General features: G+C 64.2%; 16 protein-coding genes and 3 tRNA genes. 15 read left to right on the top strand and 4 right to left on the bottom strand.

The genetic code is table 11. The features are described from left to right. Nucleotides 1–54 precede the first annotated feature (54 nt). A complete protein-coding gene (gene purF, locus AAHM40_RS16505; RefSeq protein ID WP_342245613.1) occupies nt 55–1,560 on the top strand; it encodes an amidophosphoribosyltransferase in 1,506 nt (501 codons plus the stop codon). A 34-nt stretch (nt 1,561–1,594) separates the two neighbouring features. Then, the gene (locus tag AAHM40_RS16500) at nt 1,595–2,806 is read left to right on the top strand and encodes an O-succinylhomoserine sulfhydrylase (protein WP_342245612.1); all 1,212 of its coding nucleotides are present in this window, start codon (nt 1,595–1,597) and stop codon (nt 2,804–2,806) included. Nucleotides 2,807–3,083: 277 nt separating this feature from the next. Here AAHM40_RS16500 and gspD read toward each other — a convergent pair whose 3' ends face one another. Both gspD and AAHM40_RS16490 read right to left on the bottom strand, forming a co-directional pair. Then, nucleotides 3,084–5,042: a type II secretion system secretin GspD gene (gene gspD / locus AAHM40_RS16495; protein ID WP_342245611.1), complete on the bottom strand. Its 1,959-nt coding sequence runs from the start codon at nt 5,040–5,042 to the stop codon at nt 3,084–3,086. A gap of 4 nt (nt 5,043–5,046) precedes the next feature. After that, nucleotides 5,047–5,691, bottom strand: coding sequence for a type II secretion system protein N (locus tag AAHM40_RS16490; RefSeq protein WP_342245610.1), 645 nt, complete (start codon nt 5,689–5,691; stop codon nt 5,047–5,049). Nucleotides 5,692–5,954: 263 nt separating this feature from the next. On the opposite strand from AAHM40_RS16490, the gene gspE reads away from it, so the two are divergent. The 13 genes from gspE (at nt 5,955) to AAHM40_RS16425 (ending at nt 14,147) form a co-directional block, all read left to right on the top strand. Continuing rightward, a complete protein-coding gene (gene gspE, locus AAHM40_RS16485) occupies nt 5,955–7,442 on the top strand; it encodes a type II secretion system ATPase GspE (RefSeq protein ID WP_342245609.1) in 1,488 nt (495 codons plus the stop codon). A gap of 13 nt (nt 7,443–7,455) precedes the next feature. Beyond that, complete coding sequence (xcpS, locus tag AAHM40_RS16480; protein ID WP_342245608.1) at nt 7,456–8,670, top strand: GspF family T2SS innner membrane protein variant XcpS; 1,215 nt, start codon at nt 7,456–7,458, stop codon at nt 8,668–8,670. A 49-nt stretch (nt 8,671–8,719) separates the two neighbouring features. Then, nucleotides 8,720–9,106 (top strand): type II secretion system major pseudopilin GspG, encoded by a 387-nt coding sequence (gspG, locus tag AAHM40_RS16475; protein WP_342245653.1) that lies wholly within the window; start codon nt 8,720–8,722, stop codon nt 9,104–9,106. Then, on the top strand, nt 9,106–9,684 hold the full coding sequence (gene gspH, locus AAHM40_RS16470) for a type II secretion system minor pseudopilin GspH (protein WP_342245607.1): 579 nt from the start codon (nt 9,106–9,108) through the stop codon (nt 9,682–9,684). Before gspG ends, gspH begins: the two co-directional genes overlap by 1 nt. Next, on the top strand, nt 9,681–10,070 hold the full coding sequence (gene gspI / locus AAHM40_RS16465; protein ID WP_342245606.1) for a type II secretion system minor pseudopilin GspI: 390 nt from the start codon (nt 9,681–9,683) through the stop codon (nt 10,068–10,070). Before gspH ends, gspI begins: the two co-directional genes overlap by 4 nt. Then, complete coding sequence (gspJ, locus tag AAHM40_RS16460) at nt 10,067–10,777, top strand: type II secretion system minor pseudopilin GspJ (protein ID WP_342245605.1); 711 nt, start codon at nt 10,067–10,069, stop codon at nt 10,775–10,777. Before gspI ends, gspJ begins: the two co-directional genes overlap by 4 nt. Then, entirely contained in the window at nt 10,774–11,745 is a 972-nt protein-coding gene (gene gspK / locus AAHM40_RS16455) for a type II secretion system minor pseudopilin GspK (protein WP_342245604.1), read from the top strand. Before gspJ ends, gspK begins: the two co-directional genes overlap by 4 nt. Next, a complete protein-coding gene (gspL, locus tag AAHM40_RS16450) occupies nt 11,742–12,884 on the top strand; it encodes a type II secretion system protein GspL (RefSeq protein ID WP_342245603.1) in 1,143 nt (380 codons plus the stop codon). The genes gspK and gspL overlap by 4 nt, the downstream gene beginning before the upstream one ends. 2 nt (nt 12,885–12,886) lie before the next feature. Further along, nucleotides 12,887–13,405 carry a type II secretion system protein GspM gene (gspM, locus tag AAHM40_RS16445; protein WP_342245602.1) on the top strand — a complete coding sequence of 173 codons (519 nt, stop codon included), beginning with the start codon at nt 12,887–12,889 and terminating at the stop codon, nt 13,403–13,405. 148 nt (nt 13,406–13,553) lie between these two features. After that, a tRNA-Val gene (locus AAHM40_RS16440) sits at nt 13,554–13,629 on the top strand. Nucleotides 13,630–13,666: 37 nt separating this feature from the next. After that, nucleotides 13,667–13,743 (top strand) — tRNA-Asp (locus tag AAHM40_RS16435). A 102-nt stretch (nt 13,744–13,845) separates the two neighbouring features. Beyond that, nucleotides 13,846–13,922, top strand: a tRNA-Asp gene (locus AAHM40_RS16430). 42 nt (nt 13,923–13,964) lie between these two features. Then, nucleotides 13,965–14,147, top strand: a complete 183-nt coding sequence (locus AAHM40_RS16425; RefSeq protein WP_342245601.1) for a hypothetical protein — start codon at nt 13,965–13,967, stop codon at nt 14,145–14,147. Here the strand turns inward: AAHM40_RS16425 and AAHM40_RS16420 are convergent, their stop codons facing one another. Beyond that, nucleotides 14,148–15,185: an AraC family transcriptional regulator gene (locus AAHM40_RS16420; protein ID WP_342245600.1), complete on the bottom strand. Its 1,038-nt coding sequence runs from the start codon at nt 15,183–15,185 to the stop codon at nt 14,148–14,150. It abuts the gene before it with no gap. After that, the gene (locus tag AAHM40_RS16415; RefSeq protein ID WP_342245599.1) at nt 15,182–16,114 is read right to left on the bottom strand and encodes a hydrolase; all 933 of its coding nucleotides are present in this window, start codon (nt 16,112–16,114) and stop codon (nt 15,182–15,184) included. Before AAHM40_RS16415 ends, AAHM40_RS16420 begins: the two co-directional genes overlap by 4 nt. Nucleotides 16,115–16,235 lie beyond the last annotated feature (121 nt).

Below are 16,235 nucleotides of genomic sequence, written 5' to 3'. Positions count from 1 at the left end.
AACGGCCTGGACGGGCTATTGATTAGCCTGAACTACTAGCAGGGGTTGCGTCACATGTGTGGCATCGTCGGTATCGTCGGTAAGTCGAACGTCAATCAGGCGCTGTATGACGCGCTTACCGTACTTCAGCATCGCGGCCAGGACGCTGCCGGTATTGTGACCAGCCACGACGGCCGGCTCTTTCTGCGCAAGGACAACGGCCTGGTTCGTGATGTCTTCCAGCAGCGCCATATGCAGCGCCTGGTGGGCAGCATGGGTATCGGCCATGTGCGCTATCCCACCGCCGGCTCCTCCAGCTCCGCCGAGGCGCAGCCGTTCTACGTCAACTCGCCTTACGGCATTACCCTGGCGCACAACGGCAACCTGACCAACGTCGAGCAACTGGCCAAGGAGATCTACGAGTCCGATCTGCGCCACGTGAACACCAATTCCGACTCGGAAGTGCTGCTCAACGTGTTCGCCCATGAGCTGGCTCACCGCGGCAAGCTGCAGCCCACCGAAGAAGATGTGTTCGCTGCAGTCTCCGGTGTGCACCAGCGCTGCAAGGGCGGTTATGCCGTGGTGGCCATGATCACCGGCTACGGCATCGTCGGCTTCCGTGATCCCCATGCCATCCGCCCGATCGTGTTCGGCCAGCGTCATACCGACGAAGGTGTCGAGTACATGATCGCCTCCGAGAGCGTTGCCCTGGACGTACTGGGTTTCACCCTGATTCGTGACCTGGCGCCGGGCGAAGCGGTTTACATCACCGAAGAAGGCAAGCTGTTCACCCGTCAGTGCGCTGCCGACCCGCAATACGCTCCCTGCATTTTCGAGCACGTTTACCTGGCGCGCCCGGACTCGATCATGGACGGTATCTCCGTCTACAAGGCGCGACTGCGTATGGGTGAGAAGCTGGCCGAGAAGATCCAGCGCGAGCGCCCCGACCACGACATCGACGTGGTGATCCCGATCCCGGACACCAGCCGCACCGCGGCCCTGGAACTCGCCAACCACCTGGGCGTGAAGTTCCGTGAAGGCTTCGTGAAGAACCGCTACATCGGCCGTACCTTCATCATGCCGGGCCAGGCTGCGCGCAAGAAATCCGTGCGCCAGAAGCTCAATGCCATCGAACTGGAATTTCGCGGCAAAAACGTAATGCTGGTGGACGACTCCATCGTGCGCGGCACCACTTGCAAGCAGATTATTCAGATGGCCCGCGAAGCCGGCGCCAAGAACGTCTATTTCTGCTCGGCGGCCCCGGCGGTGCGCTACCCGAATGTCTATGGCATCGACATGCCCAGTGCGCACGAGCTGATCGCCCACAACCGGTCCACCGAGGAAGTGGCTGAGCTGATTGGCGCCGATTGGCTGGTCTACCAGGACCTGCCGGACCTGATCGACGCTGTTGGCGGTGGCAAGGTGAAGATCGACCACTTCGACTGCGCGGTGTTCGACGGCAAGTACATCACGGGTGATGTCGACGAGCATTACCTGAACAAGATCGAGCAGGCGCGCAACGACGCGTCCAAGGCGAAGGCCCACGCGGTCAGCGCCATCATCGATCTGTACAACAACTGAGCCACGGATAGCGGCGAACTCGAGGTTGAGTGACATGACGCAAGAATGGGAAGCCGGAAGGCTGGACAGTGACCTGGAAGGCGCAGCTTTCGAAACCCTGGCCGTTCGTGCTGGCCAGCGCCGCACACCGGAAGGTGAGCACGGCGAGGCCATGTTCCTGACCTCCAGCTACGTGTTTCGCACCGCCGCCGACGCCGCCGCGCGCTTCGCCGGCGAAGTGCCGGGCAACGTCTATTCGCGCTACACCAACCCGACCGTGCGGACCTTCGAGGAGCGCATCGCCGCCCTCGAAGGCGCCGAGCAGGCCGTGGCTACCGCCTCCGGCATGTCGGCGATCCTCGCCATCGCCATGAGCCTGTGCAGCAGCGGTGACCACGTGCTGGTTTCCCGTAGCGTGTTTGGCTCGACCATCAGCCTGTTCGAGAAATACCTGAAGCGCTTCGGCATCGAAGTCGACTATCCGGCGCTGTCCGACCTGGCTGGCTGGGAAGCTGCGATCAAGTCGAACACCAAACTGCTGTTCGTCGAATCCCCGTCCAACCCCCTGGCCGAACTGGTGGACATCTCCGCGCTCGCCGAGATTGCCCATGCCAAGGGGGCGTTGCTGGTGGTGGACAACTGCTTCTGCACTCCGGCGCTGCAACAGCCGCTGAAACTGAGCGCCGACATCGTCATGCATTCGGCCACCAAGTACATCGACGGCCAGGGCCGAACCATGGGGGGCGTAGTTGCCGGTCGTGCCGAGCACATGAAGGAAGTTGTGGGGTTCCTGCGCACTGCCGGTCCGACCCTCAGCCCGTTCAACGCCTGGGTGATGATCAAAGGCCTGGAGACTCTGCGTGTGCGCATGCAGGCCCATTGCGCCAGCGCCCTCGACATTGCCAAGTGGCTGGAACAACAGCCTGGCGTCGAGCGCGTCTACTACGCGGGCCTGGAAAGCCATCCGCAGCACGAGCTGGCCAAGCGTCAGCAAAAAGGCTTCGGTGCTGTGGTCAGCTTCGAGGTCAAGGGTGGAAAAGAGGCCGCCTGGCGCTTCATCGACGCCACCCGGATGATCTCCATCACCACCAACCTGGGTGACACCAAAACCACCATTGCCCATCCGGCTACGACCTCCCACGGCCGCCTGTCGCCGCAAGAACGTGCTAACGCCGGCATCAGCGACAGCCTGGTCCGCCTCGCCATTGGCCTGGAAGATGTGACCGACCTCAAGGCTGATCTGGAACGCGGGCTCGCCGCGCTGTGATCGACTGGCCCCTGCAGGTGACCGTCGCGAGCAACGGCAAGGTCGCCCTGGGTAAGGGGCACCGCATGGCATCGGGCTTGGCTACTGTCGGACCTTGCATGATGAACTTCCTCGACTGAGCGCCAGTCGGGGAGGGCAGGGCGGCTGCACCGGAAGGTGGGCCGCCCTTTTCGTTGGGGGCAAAAATCGTTGGCGGTGGGAGTGCCATCCTTGCCGGAATGACAGCGCAGCGGGCGAGTTTAGAGGGGGGAGGGCCGTGTGACGGCCCTCCTGAAACTCAAGGCTTGCGCACGTCGATAGCAGGCACCTGTTGGCCGTCGAACAGTTCCACCGGCTTGCGCGGCAGGATGGCCGGGCGGCCTTCCTTGTCGTCGCCGCCGACGATGCGAATGTCGTTGTACTTCTTCCCGGACAGCGCGGCGATGCCAGCGCGGTCGCGTACTACCGTGGGCCGCAGGAAAACCATCAGGTTGCGCTTCACATGGGTGTCGCGGGTGGAGCGGAACAGCCGGCCGAGAATGGGTATGTCGCCCAGAAGCGGGACCTTCGAGTCGGTCTGGGTGATGTCATCCTGGATCAGGCCACCGAGTACGATCACCTGGCCGTCCTCGGCAAGGATGGTGCTCTTGATCGAGCGCTTGTTGGTGATCAGATCCACTGCCTGGGCGGTCAAGGTCGCAGTCGGGGCGATGGAAGAGATCTCCTGCTCGATCTCCAAGCGCAGGGTGGCGCCTTCGTTGATGTGCGGGGTCACCTTCAGGGTTACGCCGATATCCTGGCGTTCGATGGTGGTGAAGGGGTTGTTGGCGCCTGAGGCATCGGTGGTGAAGGTGCCGGTCTGGAAGGGTACGTTCTGGCCTACCAGAATCTCGGCCTTCTGATTGTCCAGAGTCAACAGGCTGGGCGTAGAGAGTAGATTGCTCTTGCTGTTGGCCGATAGCGCGGTGATCAGGGCGGCGAAATTGTCGGTGCCAATGCCGATGATGGCGCCGTCCGGGAGGACTTCGGGGATCTCCTCGTCCTGGATGGCGTTAAGCACGGTGCCCACCGAAAGCCCTGTATTGCCGAAGTTCACGCCACCCAGGCCGCCGGTACTGCCGCGTGCGTCCACCGCCCACTGCACGCCGAGGGCTTCGGTGATGTCGCCTGAGATTTCCACGATGGCCGCTTCTACCATCACCTGGGCGCGAGGCACGTCGAGTTGGCGGACGATGTCTTCCATGGCGGTGACCACGTCCGGCTCGGCCAGCATCACCAGGGCGTTCAGGCTCTCGTCGGCACGGATCAGTATGCTTTGCGTCTTGCCGCCGGCTGTCGACGTCCCTTCGCCACCACCTTCTCCGTTCTTCAAACCTTCGGAAATCTCGCCAAGGGTCTCCGCCAGGCTCTTGGCATCGTTGTGACGCAGGCGAATTACCCGGGTGTTGGCCGAACGTGAAGTCGGGGTGTCGAGGGATTGCGCCAGGGCCGCCAGCTTCGCACGGGCGGACGGCGGGCCGAGGAGGATCAGGCGGTTGGTGCGGGCATCGGCGATCACCTGAGTGCCCGAGCTGCCCTTGGATTGGCCGCGGTTCAGGGATGCATTGAGTACCTCGGCGGCGTCCATGACCCAGGCGTGCTTGAGGTTGAGGACGGTGTAGTCGCGGTCGCCCTTCTGGTCGAGCTGGCGCATCAGGTCTTCGATACGGGCTATGTTGGCGGCGCGGTCGCTGATGATCAGGGCATTGGCCGAGGTCACGGCGGCGAGGTGGCCGTACTGGGGGACCAGCGGTCGAATCAGTGGAATGAGTTCCGTCACTGGCGAGTGCTGCACCTGGATCACACGCGTTTCCAGGCGTTCCGCACCCGCACGGCTGCTGCCGGCTTCGGCCTTGGCTTCGGCGTTGGGGATGATGCGCGCCTGGTCACCCTGGGTGACGACTGTGAAGCCGTGGGTGGCCATCACCGAGAGGAACAGCTGATAGACCTCGTTGAGCCCCAGCGGTGCTTTCGACACGACGCTGACCTGGCCCTTCACCCGCGGGTCGACGATGAAGGTCTCGCCAGTGATGTCGGCGATCTGGTCGATGAACTCACGAATATCCGCGTCTTTCAGGTTGATGGTCCAACCATCCTGCTGCTGTTGCTGAGTGCTGCCCGGTGCGGCAAGTGGCTGGGCGGCGAGCAAGGGTAGAGGCGCGGCCAGCAGGCCGGCGGCGATCAGGGCGAGCGTGAGGCGCGAGAAGGTTGGGGTCATCGTGTCATTCGCTTTCCTGGGGCTGTTCGGCGGAAGGCTCGGACACGGTGTTCTCCGGGTCTTCCATCTGTTGGCGCAACTTTGCCATGCGCTCGCGCAACTCGGCGGCGTTGTCTTCCTGCAGGCCGCTGAGTTCGTCGATCACGGCAGCCGACGGCTCGTCGGCGGTGTCGCCAACGGGCGTGAAGCGTGAGCGCGGCTCCGGGAAGCTGAGACTTTCCAGTCGGCCGTTGCGTTCGATTTCGACTCTATTGCGATACACGGCATGCACCTTGACGCCGCTGGTGATCTCGTCACCCGCAATGTAGCGGCGGGGCTTGCCGCCCTCGTACTGGATGATCGCAATAGACTTGTCCGGCCCGGAGTGGACAAAGCTGCCGAGCAGAGTGAGGCGCAGATTCGTGGTGGGCGGCGGGCCGCTCGGCTGGAGTTTCGGCGCGGGGCCGAACAGCGGTTCGAGGTTCTGCAGGGGCTGGCTGGTGGCAAGAGGTGTTCCCTGTTGCTCGGGCGCGTCGGCAGGAGTGTCGACCAGACGCAACCATTCCCGGGTCTGCCAAGCGAAACTGGCACCCATGACCAGAACCAGAAGCGCGCCGACAATGCTTGGCGCGTGGCGTTGCAGCCAATGCGCGGAATCCGAGGCTTGCAAGTGGGTCGAACTCCTAATGCTGTGTAGTTCTTCTGTTTTTATGTTGGCAGAACTGCCTTGATCATAGCAGCGCCTTCGAGTGCCCGGGTCGGCCGTCTGGATGATGTTGAGACGCAGACGCTGTGCTAAAGATATCTGTGAATTTTTACGGCTTTAGGTGGTTTTGTTCACACACATCATAAGAATCAGGCAGCGGCTCTGCACAATCGTCAGATTGCGCTGCAATACTTCCTTCTGGACCCACCTGAAATAGGCGCCCACGGATGAATCCACCACTCGTTGAAGCCCCCCTGCGGCGTCTCCCTTTCGGTTTCGCCAAGCGCCACGGCGTTCTGTTGCTGGATGGTCTGGAGCCGTGCCTGGCTCACCGTCCCGGCGTCGAACTGGTGGCCCTGGCCGAGGCGCGTCGCTTCGCCGGCCGCAGCTTGCCGCTCAAGCCGCTTAGCGGCGAGGCCTTCGAGCAGGCTCTGGCGCAGGCCTATCAGCATGATTCTTCCGCAGCCATGCAGTTGGCCGAGGACCTGGGCGGCAGCCTGGACCTGGCGGCCCTGGCCGAGCAAATTCCGGAAACCGAGGATCTGCTGGAGCAGGAGGACGACGCGCCGATCATCCGCCTGATCAACGCTATTCTCGGTGAGGCAATCAAGGAGAATGCCTCGGATATCCACCTGGAAACCTTCGAGAAGCGCCTGGTGGTGCGTTTCCGCGTCGACGGTATTCTCCGCGAAGTGCTGGAACCCAAGCGCGAGTTGGCGGCCTTGCTGGTTTCGCGGATCAAGGTCATGGCGCGTCTGGATATCGCCGAAAAACGCATCCCCCAGGATGGCCGCATTTCCCTGCGGGTCGCCGGGCGCGAAGTGGACATTCGCGTTTCCACATTACCGTCGGCCAATGGCGAGCGCGTGGTACTGCGTCTGCTGGACAAGCAGGCCGGGCGCCTGACCTTGCAGCACCTGGGCATGAGCGAGCGTGATCGCCACCTGTTGGAAGGCACTGTCCGCAGGCCCCACGGCATCCTGTTGGTCACGGGCCCCACCGGCTCGGGCAAGACCACCACGCTTTACGCCAGCCTGGTCACCCTCAACGACCGCACGCGCAACATCCTGACAGTCGAAGACCCGATCGAGTACCACATCGAGGGCATCGGCCAGACTCAGGTCAATCCCAAGGTGGACATGACGTTCGCCCGTGGCTTGCGCGCCATCCTGCGCCAGGACCCGGACGTGGTGATGGTGGGTGAGATCCGCGACCAGGAAACCGCCGAAATCGCCGTGCAGGCATCCCTGACCGGCCACCTTGTGCTTTCCACCCTGCACACTAATAGCGCCATTGGTGCCATCACCCGCCTGGTTGACATGGGGGTCGAACCCTTCCTGTTGTCTTCATCGCTGCAGGGTGTGTTGGCCCAGCGCCTGGTGCGGGTGCTCTGCCCGCACTGCAAGGAGGCCTACCAGGCGGATGCGGCGGAGTGCGAGTTGCTGGGCGTCGCAGCCGACAGCGTTCCCATCCTGTATCGCGCCCGTGGTTGCGCGGAGTGCCACCAGCAGGGTTATCGCGGCCGGACCGGCATTTACGAGCTGGTGGTGTTCGACGACCACATGCGAAGTCTGATTCACAGCGTCGCGTCGGAGCAGGAAATGATCCGCCATGCGCGCCTGTCCGGTCCGGGCATTCGCGAGGATGGCCGGCGCAAGGTGCTGCTGGGCGTCACCACGGTGGAAGAAGTGCTGCGAGTTACCCAGGAAGAATGAGTAGAACCTGAACATGGCCGCATTCGAATACCTCGCCCTCGACACCAAGGGCCGTCAGCAGAAGGGCGTGCTCGAGGCGGACAGCGCCCGTCAGGTGCGTCAGCTGCTGCGTGAGCGCCAGCTGGCTCCGCTGGAAGTCCGCGCCACGCGTGTTCGTGAACAGGCCGAGCGCGGTCGCTTCAGCCTTGTGCGGGGCTTGTCTGCCCGCGACCTGGCGCTGTTGACACGCCAGCTGGCGACTCTGGTGCAGGCGGCCCTGCCCATCGAGGAGGCCCTGCGGGCGGCGGCCGCGCAATCCAGCAGTTCGCGCATCCAGTCGATGTTGCTGGCGGTGCGCGCGCGCGTGTTGGAAGGGCACAGCCTGGCCAGCAGCCTGCGGGAGTTCCCCGCGGCCTTCCCTGAGCTCTATCGCGCCACTGTGGCTGCCGGCGAGCATGCAGGCCATCTGGGGCCGGTGCTCGAGCAGTTGGCTGATTACACCGAACAGCGTCAGCAGTCACGGCAGAAGGTCCAGCTGGCGCTGCTCTATCCGGTGATCCTGATGTGCGCGTCGCTGGCGATCGTCGCCTTTCTGTTGGGCTTCGTCGTGCCGGACGTAGTCAAGGTGTTCATCGATTCCGGGCAAACCCTGCCTTTGCTCACGCGTGGCCTGATTGCCCTGAGTGACCTGGTCAAGGACTGGGGCTGGCTGATGCTGCTGGTGCTGATCGCTGCGCTCTTCGGTGCGCGCTGGGCCTTGCGTGACCCGGACATCCGCCGGCGCTGGCACGGTGTGGTATTGCGTATACCGCTGGTAGGGCGGTTGGTGCGCGCCACCGACACCGCGCGCTTCGCCTCCACCCTGGCGATCCTCACCCGCAGCGGCGTACCGCTGGTGGAAGCCCTCGGCATCGGCGCCGAGGTCATAGCCAACCGGGTCATCCGTGCGCACGTGGTATCGGCGGCGCAGAAGGTCCGTGAAGGCGGCAGCCTGACCCGCGCCCTGGAGGGTAGCGGGCAGTTCCCGCCGATGATGTTGCACATGATCGCAAGCGGCGAACGTTCCGGTGAACTCGATCAGATGCTCGCCCGCACCGCGCGCAACCAGGAGAACGACCTGGCTGCGCAGATCGCCCTGTTGGTCGGCCTATTCGAGCCGTTCATGCTGGTGGTCATGGGGGCGGTGGTGCTGATGATCGTGCTCGCCATCCTGCTGCCTATTCTTTCTCTCAACCAACTCGTGGGGTAATCGCGTGAATCTGCGCCGTAATCAGTCGGGCTTTACGCTCATCGAAATCATGGTGGTGGTGGTCATCCTCGGCATCCTTGCCGCGCTGGTGGTACCGCAGGTGATGAACCGTCCCGACCAGGCCAAGGTCACGGTAGCCAAGGGCGATATCAAGGCCATCGGCGCTGCCCTGGACATGTACAAGCTGGACAACTTCGCCTACCCCAATACCCAGCAGGGCCTGGAGGCGCTCGTGAGCCGACCCTCAGGCAATCCGCCAGCGAAGAACTGGAACAAGGATGGCTACCTGAAGAAACTGCCGGTGGACCCATGGGGCAACCCGTACCAGTACTTGTCTCCCGGTAGCAAAGGTACCTACGACCTCTATTCCCTGGGCGCCGATGGCAAGGAAGGCGGCAGCGACAACGACGCCGACATCGCTAACTGGGACAACTGATGAGTGGCGGACGGCACGGCGGCGCTGTCCGGAGTCCCGGTGCCTTGGCGTCCGCGGGGTTCACCCTGATCGAAGTGCTGGTGGTGATGGTCGTCATCGCCTGTCTCGCCGGCCTGGCACTGATCAGCTCCGGCGTCGCCGGCCCCGCTCGTGAGCTCAGGAACGAAGCCGAACGCCTTGCCGGGCTTATCGGAGTGCTTGCCGACGAGGCCGTGCTGGACAACCGGGAATATGGCGTGCGCGTGGAACGCGACGGCTACCAGGTGTTTTTCTACGACGAATCCAGCAACCGTTGGCAGGCGTTGTCCGATGGCGCCCGACAATTGCCCGAGTGGGCTGAACTGAGCATCGAGCTGGAGGGCGAACCTCTCACGCTACCCACGCAGGCCAAGGAAGAGAAGAAGGCCGAGGAGACGCGGCCCGTGCCGCAACTGATCATTCTTTCCAGCGGCGAACTCAGTCCGTTTCGCTTGGAAATGGGCGAGCGGCGCAAAGATGGGCTGCGCCTGCAGCTCTCCAGTGATGGCTTCCGCCTGCCGCGTGTGGAAAGCCTGAGTGGCAAGGGGCGCGCAGGATGAGAGCCAGTCGGGCCTTCACCCTGATCGAAGTGCTGGTGGCCCTCGCTGTCTTCGCCGTGGTCGCCGCCAGCGTGCTCACCGCCAGTGCGCGCAGCCTGCAGATTGCCTCCCGCCTGGAAGACAAGACCCTGGCGATGTGGATCGCCGACAACCGCCTGACTGAGCTTCAGTTACGCCAGGTACCTCCCGGCAACGGCCGTGACCAGGGCGAGCTGGACTATGGCGGGCGACGCTGGCAGTGGCAAAGCCAGGTCGAGGGCACCAGCGACCCGGCGTTACGGCGGGTCACACTCTGGGTGGCGCCGCGCCCGACCCGTGGAGCCGGGGGCAAGCTGGAAGAGCGTGCGACGGTGCGTCTGGTGGGGTTCCTGGAGAGCGCACCATGAAGCGTGCGGCGGGTTTCACCCTGCTTGAACTCTTGATTGCCATCGCCATTTTTGCGCTGCTCGCCATGGGCAGCTGGCGCATGCTCGGCGCGGTCATCGACAGTGACGAGGCGACCCGCGTGCAGGAGCAGCAACTGCGGGAGCTGGTCCGCGCTATTTCGGCCTTCGAGCGCGACATTCGCCAGGTGATCTCGCGACCGATACGCGATGCCTATGGTGAGCCTCGAGCCGCGCTGTTGGGAGAGCACCAGGGCGACAACGACAGCCTCGAGATGACCCGCGCCGGCTGGCGCAACCCAGCGGGCGCTCAGCGGTCCCGCCTGCAGCGGGTCAGTTGGCAGCTTTCCGGTGAGCGCCTGGAGCGGCGCTACTGGACGGTGCTGGACCAGGCCCAGGACAGCCTGCCGCAGGTGCAGAACGCCCTGGATGGCGTCACGGCCATGAAGCTGCGCTACATGGACGACAGCGGCGACTGGCAGGAAAGCTGGCCACCAGCCGGCCTGTCGGAAGACGAGCGGCTGGATCGCCTGCCGCGCGCCTTGGAGCTGACTCTGCAGCACCGTCGCTATGGCGAGCTGCGCCGGGTCTTGCGCCTGGTGGAAACGCCGCCCCGGCAACAACTCCAGGCGGGGGAAAATCAGCCGGACGGGGAGCAACAGGCCCCGCAGGGTAATCAACAGGCCGACGGCGAGGAACAGGCGCAATGAAGCGGCAGGCGGGCGTTGCACTGCTGACCGTGCTGCTGGTCGTGGCAGTGGCGACGGTGGTCTGCGCTGGACTGATCGCCCGGACGCAATTGTCCATTCGTTCCAGCGGCAATGAACTGCACAGTCGCCAGGTGGCCCAGTACGCGCTGGGCGGCGAGGCACTTGCCGAGGCAATCCTCGTGCGTGACCTGCGGCAGGGCGATCCGCGTACGCCGGTGGATCATTTGGGTGAAGCCTGGGCGCGCCCCTTGAGTACCTTCCAACTGGACGATGGCGGTTCGCTCAGTGTGCGCATCGAGGACCCTAGCGGCCGTTTCAATCTCAACAGCCTGGTACGAGATGGCCAACTGAGCGAGCAGGGTATCCGTCAGTTCCGTCGACTGCTGCTGCGTCTGGGAATCGAGGCGCCTTACACCGAGCGCCTGGTGGACTGGCTCGACCCTGACCAGGAGCCCTATGGTCCCAACGGCGCGGAAGATAACCAGTACTTGCTGCTGCAGCCGCCGTACCGTGCGGCCAATCACGCCATGAGCGATGTGTCCGAGTTGCGCCTAGTGTTAGGCATGACGGAGCTGGACTACCGCAAGTTGCTGCCGTTCATCACCGTGCTGCCAGCGGATGCCGTACTCAACGTCAACACCGCCAGCGCCATGGTGCTGTCCACCCTGGCCGACAATCTGGATGCCGACGCGGGGGGGCTGCTGATGGCAGCACGGGGTGCCACCGGCTATCGCAGCCTGGATGCCTTTCTCGGCCAGCCCGCCTTGGCGGGTATGGGGCTGGAGGCCCAGGGGTTGGCAGTCGGCAGCCAGTATTTCCAGGTGATCAGCGAGGTGCGCCTCGCCGGTCGCCGCCAGGTTCTAGTCAGTACCTTGCAGCGCGGTAGCGACGGCAAGGTACGCGTTCTCTCTCGTGATCTCGGGCAGGGCGGCTTGCCGCCGGCGCCCGTCAAGGAGCCGCAGTCATGACACAGGCTTGCATCTTCCTCCCGGTGGCCGCTTGCAATCAGCTGGACGCCGAACTGGAGGTGCTGCTCTGGCAAGGAGGCACGGGCCGTCGCCTGCCGTTCGCCAGGGCGTTGGACGAGGTGTCGCCGCCCTGGCGGCTGATCTTGCCGGTGGAGGCGGTGACCTGCTGCGCGGTCCGCCTGCCCACCCAGAAGGGCCGCTGGTTGCGTCAGGCCTTGCCGTTCGCGGTCGAGGAACTGCTCGCCGAAGACGTGGAGAGCTTCCACCTCGGCCTCGGTGGTGCCCTGGCCGATGGCCGGCACCGGGTATTCGCAGTGCGCCGCAGCTGGCTGGCAGGCTGGCTGGAACTGGCCGGCAAGCTCGGTCCCAGGCCCGCGGCCATCCAGATCGACGCTGACCTGTTGCCCGAACAGGGAACCCAGTTGCTCTGGCTGGAGCAGCGTTGGTTGTTGGGTGGCGAAGGCAGCGCCCGGCTCGGTTTCGATGAGCAGGATTGGACTTACCTGCGGGACGCCTGCCCGGCACCGCGCAGTGCTTACGCGCCTGCGGAGCGCAACACGCTGGACGGCGTGGATGAATGGCATGAAGCAAGCGACGCCTACGGTTGGTTGGCGGCGCAGAAGGGCAGAGACCTGGCCCAGGGTGAGTTCACCTTGAAGGAAGAGCGTCAGCGCTGGTCGCGCTGGAAACCGCTGCTGGGGTTGGTGGGCCTGTGGCTGTTGCTGCAGTGGAGCTTCAACCTGATTCAGGCCTGGCAGCTGCAACGTCAGGGCGATACCTACGCAGCGGCCAATGAGGCGCTCTACCGCGAGCTGTTTCCCCAGGACAACAAGCTGGTGAACCTTCGGGCGCAGTTCGACCAGCACCTGGCGGAAGCCTCCGCTTCGGGGCAGGGGCGCTTGCTGGCCCTGCTCGGTCAGGCGGCCCAGGCATTGATCGCCGAGGGGGCGCAGGTTCGGGTACAGCAGTTGGACTTCAGCGAAACGCGGGGTGATCTCGCGCTGCAGGTTCAGGCTCCGGGCTTCGATGCCCTGGAACGCTTGCGCGAGCGGCTGATCGGTAGCGGGCTTTCCGTACAGATGGGGTCGGCCAGTCGCGACCCGAGCGGCGTCAGCGCGCGCCTGGTAATAGGGGGATGAAGATGCTCGACACGTTCAAGGCACCGCTCCAGGCGCAATGGCAGACTTCCTCACTGGGCGTACGCTGGCGCGCCATGCCGGCGAGGGACCGCATGGCCTTGCTGGGGCTGGGCGTGTTCCTCGGCCTGGTCCTGCTCTACCTGCTGCTCTGGTTACCGGCAGAGCGCCGTCTGGTCAGCGCCCGTGAGTATTTCGAGACTCAGCGCGGCTTGCATGCCTATCTGCAGCGCCATGCGCCCGAAGCGCGATTGGTGCAGAGTCAGCCGCAGAGCCAGGTGGAACCGGATCGGCTGCAAGGGCTGGTCACCGCCACGGCTGCCGAGCAGGGGCTGGCCGTTGAGCGTATCGATAGCGATGCGCCGGGCACGGTGCAGGTAAACCTGCAGCCGGCGGCTTTTCCCAGCCTGCTGCGTTGGTTCGGCGTACTGGAAGGGCAGGGCGTGCGAATCGGCGAGGCTGCAATGGATCGCAACGAAGATGGTCGGGTGACGGCGCGGGTATCTCTGAAGGTGGGAAGCTGATCCAGCCCCAACCTGGTGCGCGCGCACTGAGCGGGTGCTCGCCGGACGGGTGGCGGAAGGGGACGAAAGGTCCGACTGAAGAAAAATTCCATACAGGGTGTTGACTTAGAAGAGGCCTCTGCGTAAATTGCGCGCCTCGCAAGGCGATGGGTGATTAGCTCAGCCGGGAGAGCATCTGCCTTACAAGCAGAGGGTCGGCGGTTCGATCCCGTCATCACCCACCATTCCTTGTGAGATTTCGGACGAAAGTCCGGCCGACGCGCAGCGGTAGTTCAGTCGGTTAGAATACCGGCCTGTCACGCCGGGGGTCGCGGGTTCGAGTCCCGTCCGCTGCGCCATATTCCCCATGTTCGAGGTACTCGGGCATGAGGCGGCAAGGTCCACAGGGCCAGGTCGCCAGACGATGCAAAGGTTTCACTGGACGAAAGTCCAACCGACACGCAGCGGTAGTTCAGTCGGTTAGAATACCGGCCTGTCACGCCGGGGGTCGCGGGTTCGAGTCCCGTCCGCTGCGCCATATAGAGAAGCCCTCAGGTAGCAATGCCTGAGGGCTTTTTCTTTGCCCCGAATTAATTTTTCGGTCACCTGGCATCGTTACATTCTTGGCATGTTCTTTGTTTCCAATACCCCTGTTGATGCCAGGGAGGAACTAGCGATGGACGATTACCAGGAAGAAATTCTCGATTTCCACGCGACCGAGCAAGACCCGGTAGAGCCAGCTGAAGACGCCACCGAAATGTGATCAGCCCGCTTGGCGCTGGGCGCGGCGGAACTCGCCCGGCGTGCTGCCGCTCCATCGCTTGAAGGCGCGTTGGAAGGCTTCTGCCGAGGCGAAGCCGAGCAGGTACGCGATTTCGCCGAAAGCCAGTTCGGTGTCGCGGATGTAGGCCATGGCCAGGTCGCGGCGGGTTTCATTCAGGATGGCGCGAAACTGGGTGCCTTCTTCGGCCAGCTTGCGGCGAAGGGTCCAGCTGGGCATCTGCAGGCGCGCTGCCACTTCTTCCAGGTCCGGCTCGCGCCCGTGCAGCAGCGGCCCCAGCAGTTGGGTGATGCGCTCGCGCAGGCTGCGGGTGCGCGTCAGCTGTTGCAGCTCCCCTTCACAGATATCCAGCAATTGTCGCCAGGTGCTCGGGCAATGTTCTCGGCCACGTTGTGCCAGCGTGTCCTGGGATAGGCGCAACTGGTTGGCGCCGGCCTCGAACTCCACCGGGCAACCGAAATGTTCGGCGTAGCGCTCGGCGTAGTCCGGCGCGGGGAACTCGATTTCCACCTTCTCTATGCGAATGTCGGCGCCAACCAGTTGGCTCAGGTAGCTCTGCCAGCCCGCCAGTACCGAATCCACCACGAAGCGGTTGTAGGCGTTGTAGGGGCTGATGGAATAAAAGCGCAGCCAGGCGCCCTTGCTGTCCTCGTGGAAGCTCGACTGGCCACGGTAGTTGCTGGCGTAGAGCAGTTCGAAGCGGGTCAGGGCGCGAGCGGCCTCGCGCAGGTTCGGTGCCTGGCCGGCACAGACGCCGGCAAGTCCCAAGTGGCCGAGGCGGCTCAGGCGGCCCATGTTCAGTCCCAGTGCCGGATTGCCGCTGAGCTGGATGGCAGCGTGACCAAGGCGCATGTAGCGTGGGATTGACAGGCGGCCGTGAGGTTCGGCGAATCGGGTGGCATCCAGGCCGAAGCGCTCCAGCAGTTCCGCAGGGGATTGGCCGCTCTGTTCCACCGCTGCCGCCATGCCGTGGACGAAACTCACGGAGAGGTCGCCCAGCTTGACCCGCTGCGCTTTCATTTCTCCCCCAGCCAGGTATTCAGCAAGTGGCTGCCCGGCGCCTCGCTGGCTTGTCGCGTGTTGCTGGGAGTCAGCTCGCTACCGGCGGGTGAGTTGTGCAGGGGCCAGAGGCGGCCGCGCAGGAACAGGACTTCGCTGGCGGTGGTCTGACCGTCGCTCAGGGTCACCCGGCTGTGCGGATAACCTTCGCTCCAGCTGCGAGTGATGGTTATCACGCCGCTGCTGGTTTGCAGGCTTTGGCGCGATTCACCTCGGGCGCTCTGCGGCCAGGGCTGGCTGAACGGCTCGTCCAGCAGCAGGCCGTCCGGGGAGAAGGCCAGCGCCAGGTTGTAGAGGGCACCATGGCCGCTGCGCAGCTTGCCTTCTTTGAGGTAGGGCGAGGGCAGGAGGATGGAGCCAGCCAGGATGGTCACTCGGTACTCACTGGCGAGGCGGCTGAACAGCTTCTGGTAGTCCCGCGCCATGCGCCGGGCCTTGGCCCGCAACAGGGCCTCTTCCAGGTCCTGGCCCTGGAGGAACAGGCGGCCGAGCAGAGTGGGGTGGCTGAGCGTCAACAATCGGCCACCCTCGGCAAAGGTGCGGGCCTGGTAGAGGTTGTGCTTCTCGTCCCGCAGCAGCAACCAAGTGCCGATATGGTCGGGCAGTGCGACAACGGTCTTGTCGTTGAGCAGGCCTTGGGCGCGGGCCTGGTCGAGGGCTGCGACCAGCTTCATGCGCAGCAGGTCCGGATCGCGGTAATCGCTTGGGTAGAGCGCGGGCCGAATTGCGAGCAGATTGCCCCGTGCGCTGGCGGTCCCCGCGTCGCTGGCCAGGCTGGCGCGTAGATCGGACAGGTAGTGGGCGCGAGGCCGCTCACCGGTCCATACCGCGTAGGCGGTCAGGCAGCTCACCAGGATGGCGGCGATCAAGGGCGTCAACAGTTTGCGCATGGAATGTCCGGGGCGGAGGAATGCCGATCAGGGTAGGGGACAGGCTGCTGATTGCCAAGGGTGGCTGTCAGTTTGGATCAGTAACTTGTCAGTTCTGATCATTGAGCGGGCGATGGCGGCT

Origin of the sequence: Pseudomonas sp. OTU5201, assembly GCF_038440135.1 — a bacterium.
Taxonomy (GTDB): domain Bacteria; phylum Pseudomonadota; class Gammaproteobacteria; order Pseudomonadales; family Pseudomonadaceae; genus Metapseudomonas; species Metapseudomonas resinovorans.
The sequence above is the reverse complement of the archived record's forward strand: the minus strand, read 5'-3'. Positions and strand labels throughout refer to the sequence as shown.

Coding starts and splice junctions, on each gene's coding strand:
- purF (WP_342245613.1), top strand. CDS start 55: ATGTGTGGCATCGTCGGTATCGTCGGTAAGTCGAACGTCAATCAGGCG.
- AAHM40_RS16500 (WP_342245612.1), top strand. CDS start 1,595: ATGACGCAAGAATGGGAAGCCGGAAGGCTGGACAGTGACCTGGAAGGC.
- gspD (WP_342245611.1), bottom strand. CDS start 5,042: ATGACCCCAACCTTCTCGCGCCTCACGCTCGCCCTGATCGCCGCCGGC.
- gspE (WP_342245609.1), top strand. CDS start 5,955: ATGAATCCACCACTCGTTGAAGCCCCCCTGCGGCGTCTCCCTTTCGGT.
- xcpS (WP_342245608.1), top strand. CDS start 7,456: ATGGCCGCATTCGAATACCTCGCCCTCGACACCAAGGGCCGTCAGCAG.
- gspG (WP_342245653.1), top strand. CDS start 8,720: ATGGTGGTGGTGGTCATCCTCGGCATCCTTGCCGCGCTGGTGGTACCG.
- gspH (WP_342245607.1), top strand. CDS start 9,106: ATGAGTGGCGGACGGCACGGCGGCGCTGTCCGGAGTCCCGGTGCCTTG.
- gspI (WP_342245606.1), top strand. CDS start 9,681: ATGAGAGCCAGTCGGGCCTTCACCCTGATCGAAGTGCTGGTGGCCCTC.
- gspJ (WP_342245605.1), top strand. CDS start 10,067: ATGAAGCGTGCGGCGGGTTTCACCCTGCTTGAACTCTTGATTGCCATC.
- gspK (WP_342245604.1), top strand. CDS start 10,774: ATGAAGCGGCAGGCGGGCGTTGCACTGCTGACCGTGCTGCTGGTCGTG.
- gspL (WP_342245603.1), top strand. CDS start 11,742: ATGACACAGGCTTGCATCTTCCTCCCGGTGGCCGCTTGCAATCAGCTG.
- gspM (WP_342245602.1), top strand. CDS start 12,887: ATGCTCGACACGTTCAAGGCACCGCTCCAGGCGCAATGGCAGACTTCC.
- AAHM40_RS16420 (WP_342245600.1), bottom strand. CDS start 15,185: ATGAAAGCGCAGCGGGTCAAGCTGGGCGACCTCTCCGTGAGTTTCGTC.
- AAHM40_RS16415 (WP_342245599.1), bottom strand. CDS start 16,114: ATGCGCAAACTGTTGACGCCCTTGATCGCCGCCATCCTGGTGAGCTGC.